A 13,949-nucleotide genomic window follows, 5' to 3' on the forward strand; every position below is an offset into this window, starting at 1 on the left:
ACGTGATCGAAACGACACAAAGCTCTGATAAACGCAAACTCCGGCGGTTAATAAGCAATCTATTTCGTCAGTATGCAGTGTTTTTGGAGTTATTTGCAGGTGGAATAGGCCAACAACGGCGGTAAGTAGACCGTTTATAGCGGAGAAAGGCAAGTCAGGATCACAAAAGCAGAGTCTTCATCTATACAATTTATACAAACTAGTTAATCGTGCCAGATTTATAGAAATACACACCATATGATTTGTATCATTTATATCCAACCGTTAACAATTTATGGCCGATACACTCAAACAAACCCAGCTAATTTAATCGGCGAAACCCAGATCTTTTCGAGTGTGATTCAGGACATCTGGCGGCAAGGGTAAATAACCGTCATGGGTCACGCGCTTTTGCCCCTCTGGCGATAAAACGCGCTCAAGAAAGGCGGCAGTCAGCGGTTCTAGCGGCTGGCCCGGTACTTTATTGATATAAATATACAGATAGCGCGACAAGGGATAGCGGCCAGCTTTGACATTCTCGGCCGTCGGCATCACATAATCCTGACCATCCGCCGACAGTAACAGGGGTTTAACACCGCTGTTGCGAAAACCAATACTGGCATAACCCATTCCATTTAATGAACCGGCGACAGCTTGCACCACAGAAGCAGAACCAGGCAATTCATTGATATTGTTCGTAAAATCACCATCGCAAAGCACTCGCTGCTTGAAGAAACCATAGGTTCCTGAAGCTGAATTTCGGCTATAGCGCTGTAAAGTGCGCTCCGCCCACGGCCCTTTCAGGCCCAGTTCACCAAAGCGCTGGATCGGATGAGATTCTCCACAAAGGCGATTTTGCGAAAAAACAGCATCAAGCTGAGATAAAGTGATTTTACTCAGTGGATTATCCTGATGGACAAAAACCACTAAGGCATCCACTGCCACAGGGACAGCAAGCGGCGGATAGCCATAACGCTGGGTGAATGCGGCGATTTCAGCCGCTTTCATTGGGCGGCTCATCGGGCCGAGTTGAGTCGCCCCTGCCGCCAATGCTGCAGGAGCAGTAGAAGAACCTGCCGCCTGTATTTGCAAATTAACGCCGGGATAATGATGATTAAAATCATCTGCCCATAAAGACATCAAGTTCGCTAAGGTGTCTGAGCCGACACTGGAAAGATTGCCGGATAGGGTATGTGGTTTTGGCGATTGAATCTCTGTAGCAGGTGAAACCGCTACAGATTGTGCTAAAACGCCGTAGCTAAACCCGAACAGGGCATGCAACAGCGCCAGTTTTCCCCATCTCATCAGCTTGATGTCCATGCAGTCTTAGGATTTGACTGCATTCTCGGTTAAAACCGTCGGAACAATCAATCGATTCGGCAAGGTAAAAATAAATCTCGTCCCCAAACCGACTTCACTCATGACATCCAAACGTGCGTCATGGTGGCTCAGAGCATGCTTCACAATTGCCAGCCCTAATCCACTGCCCCCGGTTTGCCGAGAGCGGGCCTTATCCACCCGATAGAAGCGCTCAGTGAGGCGCGGCACATGCTCAGGGCTAATTCCCGGCCCATTGTCACTCACCTGAAATTGTGCGCCTTGCGCAGTTTTCTGCCAACACACTTCAATTTTAGTGCCATCAGGCGTGTGATTGACGGCGTTATAGACCAGATTAGACACCGCGCTGCGCAGTTGGTCTTCGTTACCAAATACTTTCAGTTGATCATTAACCCGGAAAGTAATTTCATGACGCCCACCACTCAGCGCTTGCACTTCATGCTGTAATATCTTCAGCATTCGTGGAATATCAACCTGCTCATTCAGATCTACATTAGGAGCGGCTTCAATGCGCGACAACGTCAATAATTGTTTGACCAACCCATCCATTCTCTTGGTCTGTTCCTGCATCGTTCCCAGTGCTTTATCCCGCAATGGCCCCGCCAATTCTTGGTCGTGCATCATTTCCAGATACCCCTGTAACACCGTCAGGGGGGTGCGCAGTTCGTGGCTGACATTAGCAAAGAAATTACGCCGCGCCCCTTCTAACTGACGCATTTGGGTAACATCACGGGCCACCATCAATAATTGCCCTTCTGAATAAGGCATTACCCGGAACTCAACGTAATAGCCATTATTGAGTTGCAAGGTGAGTGGGCGGGAAAATTCTTGCTGCTGTAAATACTGGCTGAATTCGGGATAACGCAGCAAGTTGAGAATATGCTGACCATTATCTTCCGGCCAGCGGAACCCCAGTAATTGCTGAGCCAGACCGTTACACCAGAAAATATTGCCGTCAATGGTGGTCATCACCACAGCATCGGGTAAAGATTCAGCGCCACTGCGGAACCGTTTGATAAGTAAGGCTAATTCACGCCGCCGCCGCCGATTTCGCAGTTGCATCTGATATAAGCCATAAAATAAAGGTTCCCAACTCCAACGCCCTGAAGGCGGAGTCATGCTGCGGTCTAACCACAGCCAGTGAGATAATTTGAGTTGGTTATAGAAATTCCAGACCAGCGCCGCAACCACTGAGACGAGTAATAGCCAAGGAAGATACCCGATAAAGGCACCTAGCAGTAATGCGGGCAAACAAAAAAGAGCCAGCTCTAAAGCCAGCGTTTTCCATGATAAACGTTCTAACACAACGAATTCTCCGGCACTGAAAACTCAGTAGCGCGTTGAGAAGCGGTACCCGGTTCCCCGGACAGTTTGTACCATTTTGTCATGGCCATCAGTTTCAAGCGCCTTGCGTAGCCGACGAATATGTACGTCAACGGTGCGATCTTCTACATAAACGTTAGTGCCCCAGACATAATTAAGCAACTGTTCACGGCTATAAACTCGCTCTGGATGGGTCATAAAGAAATGCAATAATTTAAACTCGGTCGGCCCCATATCCAGTGCTTGCTCATTGGCCATAACCCGATGTGAAGAGGGGTCAAGACTCAGTCCTTGCATTTCAATCACTTCTTCCACCGCCATTGGCGATATCCGGCGCATGACTGCTTTAATCCGCGCCACCAGCTCTTTGGGTGAAAAAGGCTTGGTAATATAATCATCAGCGCCCACTTCTAAACCGCGAACTCTGTCTTCTTCTTCACCACGGGCGGTCAGCATCATCACGGGAATATCTCGGGTCAATGCTTCGCGTTTCATATGCTTAATAAACTGAATCCCCGACCCCCCTGGTAACATCCAATCCAGCAACACTAAATCAGGGTAAGGCTCAGATAATCGAGTTACTGCGCTGTCATAATCCTCGGCTTCTAACGGTTGGTAGCCATTTTGTTCCAACACAAAGCACACCATCTCACGGATTGGAGCTTCATCCTCCACTACCAGTATGCGTCTTGCCATCATCAACCCTGCCAGTAAGTTAGTGGTCACTATTTGATTTCGGGAGCCATTATGCGTCAGTTTTGTGACATTTTTATGAAAAACATCGCGCTCTTGCAAGCAATAAGCATAGTGATAAATTTTATGATAATTGCAAAATGCAGTACTCAAGTTTGCGAAGCGTCTCGGAGATTTCATTCACACTATTTTTTTAGCCGCGACATCCGGCGGGCAGTGTTTATAATCAGCGCCAATATCTTTGGAAAACAACCTGCCCTAGCGGGAGATTTATGCGCATTATTCATACCTCTGATTGGCATTTAGGCCAGCATTTCTTCACCAAAAGCCGTGCGGCTGAACATCAAGCATTTCTGCACTGGCTCATTGAACAGATCAAAGAAAATCAGGTAGATGCGCTGATTATAGCCGGTGATATCTTTGATACTGGCTCCCCACCCAGCTATGCCCGTGAGCTGTATAATCGCTTCGTGGTCGAGCTTCAATCAACAAATTGCCAGTTAATTGTTTTGGGGGGGAATCATGATTCAGTCTCAACGCTGAATGAATCTCGGGGTTTGCTTTCTTATCTGAATACCACGGTCATATCCTGCGCCAGCAGTGATTTAGCCCAGCAAGTTATTATTTTGAAAAACCGTCAGGAGCAACCTGCGGCCATACTGTGCGCCATCCCCTTTTTGCGCCCACGCGATTTAGTCACCAGTCAGGCTGGCGAATCCGGCGGACAAAAGCAACTGGCATTACAAGAAGCCATTGCGGCCCACTATCAAGCGCTCTATCAGCGGGCCGTTGAGTTGCGCGCTGAGCTTGGCCTGCCCTTACCTATTATTGCCACTGGGCATTTAACCACGGTGGGGGTTACCACCACAGACTCGGTTCGAGATATTTACATCGGCACATTAGACGCTTTCCCAGCCCAAGCTTTCCCCCCGGCGGATTATATTGCTCTGGGCCATATTCACCGTGCTCAGCAAGTCGCTAAAACCGAGCATATTCGCTACAGCGGCTCGCCAATTGCCTTGAGTTTTGATGAATTGAGCAAAGAGAAAAGTGTTTATTTGGTGGAGTTTGCCCAGCAAGCATTAGCATCAGTGACCCCGCTATTCATCCCACAATTTCAGCCGATGCAGTTAATCAAAGGCGATTTAACACAAATAGAGCAACAGCTGGCTGCATTTTCTGGCCATCAGGGGTTACCGGTATGGCTGGATATTGAAGTCGCCACAAAAGACTATCTCACTGATATTCAAAGGCGAATTCAAGCACTAGCCGCAGAACTTCCGGTGGAAGTGGTATTATTGCGCCGCAGTAAAGAACTGCGTCATAACAGCATTGAGCGGCAGGAAAAGGAAACACTCAATGAGTTGAGTGTCACTGATGTATTTGAACGCCGGCTGGCGCTGGAGGCGGATTTAGCCGAACCTCGTCAGGAACGCATGCGCCAAATGTTCAATCAGGTGGTTGAGGATATATCGCAAGGTAAAGATGCCGCAGAGGAGCAACCAGCATGAGAATTTTGAGCCTGCGTCTGAAAAACATTAATTCTCTACAGGGCGAATGGAAGATTGATTTCACTGCCGAGCCTTTTGCCAGCAATGGGTTATTCGCAATCACCGGCCCGACAGGCGCCGGTAAAACCACCCTCCTCGATGCTATTTGTCTCGCGCTATACCACCAAACTCCGCGTTTGACTGTCTCACCGGGCCAAAATGAGCTGATGACCCGCCATACTGCGGAGTCGCTAGCTGAAGTTGAATTTGAGGTAAAAGGCACGCGTTATCGGGCATTTTGGAGTCAGCGCCGTGCTAAAAATAGCCCGGAAGGGAATCTGCAAGCCCCCAAAGTTGAGCTGGCACTGTGCGAGAATGGCAAAATTCTGGCCGATAAAGTGCGCGATAAACTGGATATGGTGGCGGCAATCACCGGGCTAGATTTTGGTCGTTTTACTAAATCCATGATGCTGTCGCAGGGGCAATTTGCCGCTTTTCTCAATGCCGATGCCAATGACCGTGCTGAATTATTGGAAGAATTAACCGGCACCGACATCTATGGGCGGCTATCTGAACATGTATTTGAACAACATAAGTTGGCCAAGACTGCGCTGGACGCATTGCACCAACGCGCCAATGGTATTGAACTGCTAAATGAAGAGCAGCGTTTAGCCCTGGCAAAACAATTAAACTCGCTCGAAGAACAAGAAAAGCAGCTTTCCTCAGAACAGCGGGTGAATCAAAACCAAATAAATTGGCTCACCAGTTGGCAGCAGCAGCAAAAAAATGCATTGGAATATCAACAACAACAGAAGCTTATTGAGCAAGAATATCAACAGGCGCAGCCCGAACTGCAACGGTTGGCCCGCAGTGAGCCGGCAGAAAAGCTGCGCCCCCTGTTGCGCGAGCGCTCGCGCAGCCTACAGGATTTGCAACAAATACAACTGCGCATCACTACATTAACCGGGCAACAGCAACAACTTCAGACGCAACTCACACCACTGACTCAGGCGCTGGAGCAAGCCAATCTTGCTCGCCAACAACAAGCCGCCCAGCAGCATGAACAAGAAACACTGATCGAGCAAAAGGTCGTTCCGCTAGATAATCTTATTGCTCAGCACCAACACTCATTAATGCTGCTTGGCACGCAATTACAACAGTTACAAACTAAAGAGCAGCAAGGCAAACAGCAGCTTGAGCTGAACGAACAGCAGCTAAAGCAAACCCAGCAGCGCCTACAACAACTGACTGAGTACAGCCAGCAATATGCCCACCATCAGCACTGGGAAAAGAACTTGCCTTTATGGCGTGAACAGTTCCGTCAATTACACATACAGCAACAACAAGCGATTGACAGTGAGCAGCAGTTACAGCAACAGGTTGCATTAATCACGACCTTACAGCAGCAAATAGACACACTGAATAAACAAGATAAACAGCAGCAAGCGGCATTAGTGCAAGCCCACTTACAGACAAGTAGCATTCAGCAACAATTGACCGCACTTGAGCAACTGCAACCCTCGGCGCAGCTACGCCAACAACTGTTCGAACTCCAGCAACAACGGCCAGTGCGGCAACAATTAGCGGCATTATCACCATTGGTGCAGCAAGTTCAGGCGCAGCATGATAAACAACAACAGCAAGCAGTCAGCCAGCAACAACAACTCATACTACTCGAGCAGCAATTGGCCGAGAAACGTCAGTTATATAAACAACAAAAACAACATCTGACGACTCTGGAAACTTTGCTGGAACGCGAAAAACACATAGTCAGCTTAGAGGCAGAAAGAACCAAACTGCAACCGGGAGAAGCATGCCCGCTATGTGGTGCATTGGATCACCCGGCCATTACGAAGTATCAGGCGGTAAAGCCCTCAGAGACAGCTATCCGTGTTGAGGAACAGCGCCCACAGGTTGAGCGGCTATCAACTGAGGGTTCCGAACTCAATGCCCAGACTCAAAGCTTGCTTCAGCAGCTCAAACATCTGGAACAAGAGTTACAGCACAGCAATCAGCAGTTGGCAGATTACCAACAGCAATGGCAAACACTGACCCAGCCATTAGCCCTGAGCTTTGCTTTAAATGAACCGGCAGCCTTAATAATCTGGCTCGAGCAACAGGAACAATCAGAGCAAAGCTGTCAGCTAAAACTGGCTGAATATGAGCAGCTGAATCAGCAATATCAACAGGCCAAAGATATTCTGACTCAAGCAGAACAGCAGCAACAAAAACATCAACAGCAATTGGCATTAATTGCTCAACGCCAACAAGATACGCAAGAATCCCAGCAAAAATTGCTTACACATCATCAGCATCAACTCGCTGAGTTAGCAAAAGTGCATCAAAACTTCAGCCATGCTCTGGCTGAGCTATCACTCTCATTGCCTGAAGCAGATCAACAACAAAGTTGGCTTTCATCACGGGAAGAAGAGAATCAACGCTGGCACCAATATCAGCAAGAACAACAACAGCTGGCTCTGGGGCAAAAAGCACTGGAAACGCAGATTGAAAATGAGCGTCACCATTTACAAGAATGCCGAGAACAATTATCTCTGCTGACTCAACAACATCAACAAACTGAAGCCCTGTTACAACAACAAAAGCAACAGCGCCAGGCTCTGTTTGGTGACGGCAATGTTATTGAGGTACGTCAGTTATTACGCCAACAACAGCAACAAACGGAGCAGGCGCTGCAAAATGCAGCACAAACCCTGCAACAAGCGCAATCTCAACTTAATTTACTCTCTGGTGAGCTCGCAGGTCTGGAACAGCAACAGCACCAATATCAGCAGCGCGCGGCGGCGGCTCAAGCGGAATTACAACAAACACTGACAAGCAGTGAATTCGACGATGAGGCCGCCTTAACCGCCGCTCTGCTGAGTGAAGAGGAAAGGCAACGTTTGCAACAATTGAAACAACAATTGAGCGAGCGGCAACAACAAGCACACATCCGCCAGCAGCAAGCCAGTGAGGCAATGGATCAACTTATACAATCCTGCCCAGTGGGGGTCAGCCAAGCATCTGAATTGGTTGTATTACAACAGCGGTCAGAGCAATTACTCACCCAACTAAAAACCAATACATTACAGCAAGGCGAATTACGCAATCAGTTAGAAAGCGACACTGTTCGGCGTAGCAACCAACATGCGCTGTTTGAGCAAATTGAACATAGCCAGCAGCAATATGATGACTGGAGCTATCTCAATCATTTAATAGGCTCCAAAGAGGGTGATAAATTCCGCAAATTTGCACAAGGTTTAACCCTCGACCATTTAGTTTATCTGGCAAATAATCAGCTCAGTCGGCTGCATGGACGCTACCAATTACAGCGTAAAACCAGTGATGCTCTGGAGCTGCTAGTGGTGGATACTTGGCAAGCGGATGCTATGCGTGACACTCGCACATTGTCAGGGGGCGAAAGCTTCCTGGTGAGTTTAGCGCTGGCTTTGGCGCTATCAGATCTGGTCAGCCACAAAACCAGTATTGACTCACTGTTCCTCGATGAAGGATTTGGCACGCTGGACGCAGAAACACTGGATACTGCGCTCGATGCCCTTGATAGCCTGAATGCATCTGGTAAAACCATTGGTGTTATCAGCCATGTTGAGGCAATGAAAGACAGAATCCCGGTGCAAATTAAAGTTAAAAAAGTCAATGGATTGGGGGTTAGCCGGTTAGATAATATCTTCCGAGTCAATCAAGACTGAATATAGGCCGTCCAGAATGAGGTGCATGAGCGCTGCTAACAACGCTGTAGCGTCAAGGCCGAAGTTATTACCCAAAGTCATTGGCGTTACAGCTAGGCGGCAAGTGAGTAAATCCCGATGAGCTTACTCAAGTAAGTGATTCGGGTGCATGAGCGCTGCTAACAACGCTGTAGCGTCAAGGCCGAATGTTATTACCCAAAGTCATTGGCGTTACAGCTAGGCGGCAAGTGAATAAATCCCGATGAGCTTACTCAAGCAAGTGATTCGGGTGCATGAGCGCGGCTAACAACGCTGTTGCGTCAAGGCCGAATGTTATTACCCAAAGTCATTGGCGTTACAGCTAGGCGGCAAGTGAGTAAATCCCGATGAGCTTACTCAAGTAAGTGATTCGGGTGCATGAGCGCTGCTAACAACGCTGTAGCGTCAAGGCCGAAGGGTAGGCCACAACCAGGCGGCACCCCGCACCCCACTAGAATCCCCATGCAAAGCTTTACGGATTGGGGTTTCGCACTCGCCACCAAATACCCAAGGGCTGATTAAGGTAGGTAATGTTTTATACAGGCGGTCAACATTACTCATTCCCCCGCCTAACACGATGATATCAGGGTCAAACAGGTTAATGACATGAGCTAATGACTTAGCCAAACGTCGCTCGTAGTTAACCATTACCTGTTCAGCCAGCACATCACCTTGTTCAACCAACTCCATGATTTCATGCCCCTTGAGCGGCTGCCCGCTCAAACGAAAATAATCAGTGGCAAAGCCAGTGCCGGAAACAAAAGTCTCAATACAGCCTTTTTTCCCGCAATAACAAGCAACTTCCTGCTGATACTGCCGCTCTTCATCATCTTGCCAGGGTAGCGGATTATGTCCCCATTCACCGGCAATACCATTACCGCCAGCATGTACACACCCGTTAATGGCAACACCTGAGCCACAACCAGTCCCAATAATGACCCCGAATACCAGGTGCTTTCCGGCTCCCGCGCCATCAGTTGCTTCAGAAACAGCAAAACAGTTGGCATCATTAGCCAGATGCACCTGACGGGAGAGTAACGTTGACAAGTCTTTATCTAACTCTTGTCCATTTAGCCAAACAGAATTGGCATTTTTTACCTTGCCAGTGAAAGGAGATAGCGTGCCCGGGATACCCACACCAACACTGCCCTGCTCCCCAGTAGCTTCTTCTGCATCAGAGACTAACGCCGCGATCGCCTGCAAAGTTTTTTGATAATCATGGCGCGGGGTAGAAACCCGTTTACGGAAAAGCTCCTGCCCATTATTGGCTAAAGCAATGACTTCTATTTTGGTACCACCCAGATCTATACCAATGCGCATAGCGCCTTACCTCATCGACAAGATTGTTTGTTGTTTATGGCAACTGATTTTAACGATAAACATCCTTCGATATACCAAGACAATGACAATAATAAAAACCTTATTCTTACAGTTTGTGACCGTGCGCTGTAACGCCACAATATTTGTCACTCACTATTGGGTATTTGATGGTGATTGAATCCCAGCAAAGAGGAATAGGGTTATACAAATTGCGAGCTGGCTCTGTTTTTTTCTTATTCTTTTTACTAGGGACAGGCGCGTCAATTCGTTATCATGCCGCACTGCGTCTGATTAACTCGCGCGCTTAAAGCGCGCCCGAGCCAGGGATAACACTATGTTGTGGTTTAAGAATTTAATGGTTTACCGTTTAAGCCGGGAAGTTTCTCTATCTGCGGATGAAATGGAGAAACAGTTAAGCGCCCTCAGTTTCACCCCCTGCGGCAGTCAGGATATGGCAAAAACCGGTTGGGTATCACCGATGGGTTCACATAGCGATGCATTAACCCATACGGTTAATGGTCAAATCGTCATTTGTGCGCGAAAAGAAGAGAAAATATTGCCATCGCCGGTGATTAAACAAGAGTTACAAGCCAAAATTGAACGCCTCGAAGGTGAACAACATCGCAAACTGAAAAAAACTGAAAAAGACTCATTAAAAGATGAAGTTCTGCACAGTTTATTGCCACGTGCATTCAGTCGCTTTAACCAAACCTTCTTGTGGATTGATACCGTCAATGATTTGATTATGGTCGATGCCGCCAGTGCAAAACGCGCTGAAGATACCCTGGCATTGCTACGAAAAAGCTTAGGTTCCTTGCCGGTGGTGCCACTGACATTAGAAAATCCGATTGAGCTGACCTTAACTGAGTGGGTTCGTAGCAAAGAATTACCTGCTGGCTTTGCACTGATGGATGAAGCTGAACTGAAAGCCATTTTGGAAGATGGCGGCGTGATTCGCTGTAAGAAACAGGATTTATTCAGTGATGAAATTGCGGTGCATATTGAAGCCGGTAAGCTAGTCACTAAGTTGGCCCTGGACTGGCAAGAGCGTGTTCAGCTAGTTCTGTCCGATGACGGCTCGCTGAAACGCCTAAAATTCTCTGACACCCTGCGTGAGCAGAATGAAGATATCGATCGGGAAGATTTTGCACAACGTTTTGATGCCGATTTTATTCTGATGACCAGCGAGTTGGCTGCTCTGATTAAAAATCTGATTGAAGCCTTGGGTGGCGAAGCTCAGCACTAATATTGGCTGGCATTGATAACGAAAAATATCGCCCTCTCCATATTTGAGAGGGCAAGGTCGATGAGTAAACTAGCTCAAATATTTACACAAATATGAAGATGCTTCAGCAACTTGCAAGTTAAACTCACTTTCCGCTGGGATATAGAAAGTCTCACCTGGTTTGAAAACTTCCCAGCCTGATGAGCCAGGAATCAGCACTTTTAAGCTACCGGTAATCACTGTCATTTCTTCCGCTTTCGCTGTACTGAAAGTGTACTCGCCCTTTTCCATCACCCCAACACTAGCTGGCCCAATACTGTCACTGTCAAAACCAATAGATTTCACTTTCCCGGTAAAATACTCATTAAATTTCAGCATAGTTTTGCACCCGCGTCTTAATCAAGATTGAGCTTTCATATTAGGGTCACTATAAATGTTCTGTCACTGATTATTATGAGGAAATGCGATCATAACCGAATTCACTGCTATGGTTGCGGATAAAGCATACAATTTTGCCTCCGTCGGCCCTATCTCCACCGGTAAAAAGTCGCTATTCGGCTAAAATGCAGGAAGCGACAAATCCCTTCACCGCACAAGGTGAAAGTTGATAAGTCGAAAATGAAGAAATATTAGAGATTGCGTAGAATGTACAGCGCCAGCGAAGTTTCAAAAACAACAATCAATATTGACCAGAATGCTGGCATAAAATTGGTATGTTGCTGGATAAACGATTTGAAGGTTTTCATCGGCCCGCCTTGGTGGCCTTGCCTTAAGTGGCATTAATTGACGCAAATAATTTACGTCGAAATGATTACGCAGGTGATAATTGTACGCTTCGTATAATTAACAGGCAATCAGATAGGCGGGCAATTCTTGCTATAAGTTAGAAATAGCAAATTTTACAAATTTAGTTAAAGGCCTATTGGGCCGTCTGACAACTTCACCTTTTCATTGGCCAAAATCTGCAAAATATGTTCAACGACCTCTTCAGGGGATTGAGTAGCATCTAGCACATGGTGAGCAACCTCCTGATATAACGGCTCCCGACTGGCCAGGACATCCCGCATTTCCTCAACTATTGGCTTACCCGTCAGACTTGGCCGTTGGGCATCCTCTGGATCTTCCGCCAGACGTTCTGCCAGTACATTGGCTGATGCTCGCAAATAAATAACCGCCCCTTGTTGGCGCATAAATGTACGGTTATCAAGAGATAACACCACGCCTCCTCCAGTAGCAACCACCGTTTTAGGCGCAGTTACGGTCTGTAGGGCTATGCTTTCTCGCAGGCGGAAACCATCCCACCCCTCGCGGGCGACTATTTCGGCCACGCTCGATTGCAAAGTTTGCTGCATAAATAAATCTGTATCGATAAAACGGTATCCCAACGCCTGCGACAACGCTTTCCCTATTGTTGTTTTACCTGCACCGCGCGCGCCGACCAAAAAGATAGTCTGTGTCATTACTTGAAAGTCCTTTCGTATCCACTTTTGAGGATAAATTCTCGACATCAAAAAACCGGCCACTTTGGTTGACCGGTAAAACTGGATAACACTCAGCCGTGCAAATCATACCGATAATTGAGAGTAGTGCAAACTTTACAACATTGTAAAATTAACGATACAGATGATAGATAGCATATTGCACCATCACCTGATGTACAGCATCAATTTATATCGGGTAATAACCGTAATTAGAAATCAACACTGGCACGCAAAACAAACTGCCGAGGTTCGCCAACAGCAACGCGTAAATTACCGCCACTTGGTGGGTAATAAGTTTTATCAAAAAAGTTATTCACATTGAGTCGCTATTTCACCCGATAATTATTAATCGCTAATGAATAGGAAATAAAGGTATCAGCCACGGTGTAATCATCTAAAGTAAAACTGTCGGCTGCATCACCAGCACGCCGTCCAACATAGCGTGCTCTCGCCCCCATTCGCAAATCATCACCGCTCAGCCAACCTGTAGACTCCAATGCTTGCATCAAGCATATGGACGCTCTATTACGCACCACATTGACCATCCAATTACCTTTATTATCAGGATCTTCCGTGACTCTGGCATCAGTATAGACATAAGTGGCAATCGCACTTAAGCTATCCATCAATTGCCCTGTGACATCTAATTCACCCCTACAAACATACTCGGCCCGTGGTGCGGGTGATGGTTTCACCATTCACTAACTCATTGACCATGACATTACGTTTTGCAATATCAAACAATGCCAAAGTCCCCGTTACCCCATTAACTCACTCCACTTTGCTACCCACTTCCCAGGATTGGACTTGCTTCGTTGGCAGCAAATCTATTTGGGGGGCGATAGATGAGTTAGTCTTGAAAGACTCACTGTAACTGCCATATAAAGAGACTTCGGGGGGCAGCTTATAGACTAAGCCAGTACGGGGAACTAATTTACTGTCAGAACTATCAGTGTTGCTGATGAAAAGCCGGCCTTTACCCGCGAACACATCAAAACGATCGTAACGTAAACCTGCCAGTACAATCCATTTATCCGTCAGCTCAATGGAACCTTGCATAAACCAGCTATAACTTTTCAGGTTCTCGCGCTAGTCACTGTCTTTAGCACTGACGGCGGTTGAAGGCGGCATCAAGCCGTATACCGGGTGATAGATATCAAAGTCTGAGTTCTTTTTACCGCGAATCATATCGCTATGATATATAAGGTTATCTTCATAATCGAAACCAAAGATCATCTGATGGCCTATCCCCTCAAATCCAGATCGCCATTAAGAGTCATTTGCACTGCCTGGGCTCGGCTAACCGCACTGACTGTTGCGTCCGCTTGACGAGTTAATACCCCGGTAATCGGATTGAGTAATAATGCCCGGTAAA

9 protein-coding genes and 1 pseudogene are annotated in these 13,949 nt (G+C 47.1%); 3 read left to right on the plus strand and 7 right to left on the minus strand.

Features of this window, described 5'->3' with window-relative positions:
* Positions 1–306 precede the first annotated feature (306 nt).
* From DXZ79_RS15020 to phoB, 3 genes are read right to left on the minus strand one after another with little or no spacing between them, the layout of a single operon-like run.
* Positions 307–1,284, minus strand: coding sequence for a PstS family phosphate ABC transporter substrate-binding protein (locus tag DXZ79_RS15020; protein WP_120011412.1), 978 nt, complete (start codon positions 1,282–1,284; stop codon positions 307–309).
* Between the two features lie 21 nt (positions 1,285–1,305).
* On the minus strand, positions 1,306–2,622 hold the full coding sequence (gene phoR / locus DXZ79_RS15025; RefSeq protein WP_038631442.1) for a phosphate regulon sensor histidine kinase PhoR: 1,317 nt from the start codon (positions 2,620–2,622) through the stop codon (positions 1,306–1,308).
* 24 nt (positions 2,623–2,646) lie between these two features.
* Positions 2,647–3,336, minus strand: a complete 690-nt coding sequence (phoB, locus tag DXZ79_RS15030; protein WP_038639373.1) for a phosphate response regulator transcription factor PhoB — start codon at positions 3,334–3,336, stop codon at positions 2,647–2,649.
* Positions 3,337–3,605: 269 nt separating this feature from the next.
* Here phoB and sbcD point away from each other — a divergent pair, with 269 nt between their 5' ends.
* Positions 3,606–4,844 carry an exonuclease subunit SbcD gene (sbcD, locus tag DXZ79_RS15035; RefSeq protein ID WP_038631440.1) on the plus strand — a complete coding sequence of 413 codons (1,239 nt, stop codon included), beginning with the start codon at positions 3,606–3,608 and terminating at the stop codon, positions 4,842–4,844.
* Entirely contained in the window at positions 4,841–8,530 is a 3,690-nt protein-coding gene (locus DXZ79_RS15040) for an AAA family ATPase (RefSeq protein ID WP_120011413.1), read from the plus strand. The genes sbcD and DXZ79_RS15040 overlap by 4 nt, the downstream gene beginning before the upstream one ends.
* Positions 8,531–8,953: 423 nt before the next feature.
* Here the strand turns inward: DXZ79_RS15040 and mak are convergent, their stop codons facing one another.
* Positions 8,954–9,868, minus strand: coding sequence for a fructokinase (mak, locus tag DXZ79_RS15045; protein WP_038631436.1), 915 nt, complete (start codon positions 9,866–9,868; stop codon positions 8,954–8,956).
* A gap of 334 nt (positions 9,869–10,202) precedes the next feature.
* Here mak and rdgC point away from each other — a divergent pair, with 334 nt between their 5' ends.
* On the plus strand, positions 10,203–11,114 hold the full coding sequence (rdgC, locus tag DXZ79_RS15050) for a recombination-associated protein RdgC (RefSeq protein ID WP_004392281.1): 912 nt from the start codon (positions 10,203–10,205) through the stop codon (positions 11,112–11,114).
* 69 nt (positions 11,115–11,183) lie between these two features.
* Here the strand turns inward: rdgC and ppnP are convergent, their stop codons facing one another.
* The 3 genes and pseudogenes from ppnP to DXZ79_RS21210 all read right to left on the minus strand — a co-directional run.
* Positions 11,184–11,471 (minus strand): pyrimidine/purine nucleoside phosphorylase, encoded by a 288-nt coding sequence (gene ppnP / locus DXZ79_RS15055; RefSeq protein WP_004392282.1) that lies wholly within the window; start codon positions 11,469–11,471, stop codon positions 11,184–11,186.
* Positions 11,472–12,004: 533 nt separating this feature from the next.
* Positions 12,005–12,553, minus strand: a complete 549-nt coding sequence (gene aroL, locus DXZ79_RS15060; protein ID WP_038631434.1) for a shikimate kinase AroL — start codon at positions 12,551–12,553, stop codon at positions 12,005–12,007.
* Positions 12,554–12,783: 230 nt separating this feature from the next.
* Positions 12,784–13,944 (minus strand): annotated as a pseudogene (locus DXZ79_RS21210) (TonB-dependent siderophore receptor); the annotation flags it as partial.
* Positions 13,945–13,949: the final 5 nt, after the last annotated feature.

Source organism: Yersinia rochesterensis (genome assembly GCF_003600645.1).
In the GTDB taxonomy this organism is placed as follows: domain Bacteria; phylum Pseudomonadota; class Gammaproteobacteria; order Enterobacterales; family Enterobacteriaceae; genus Yersinia; species Yersinia rochesterensis.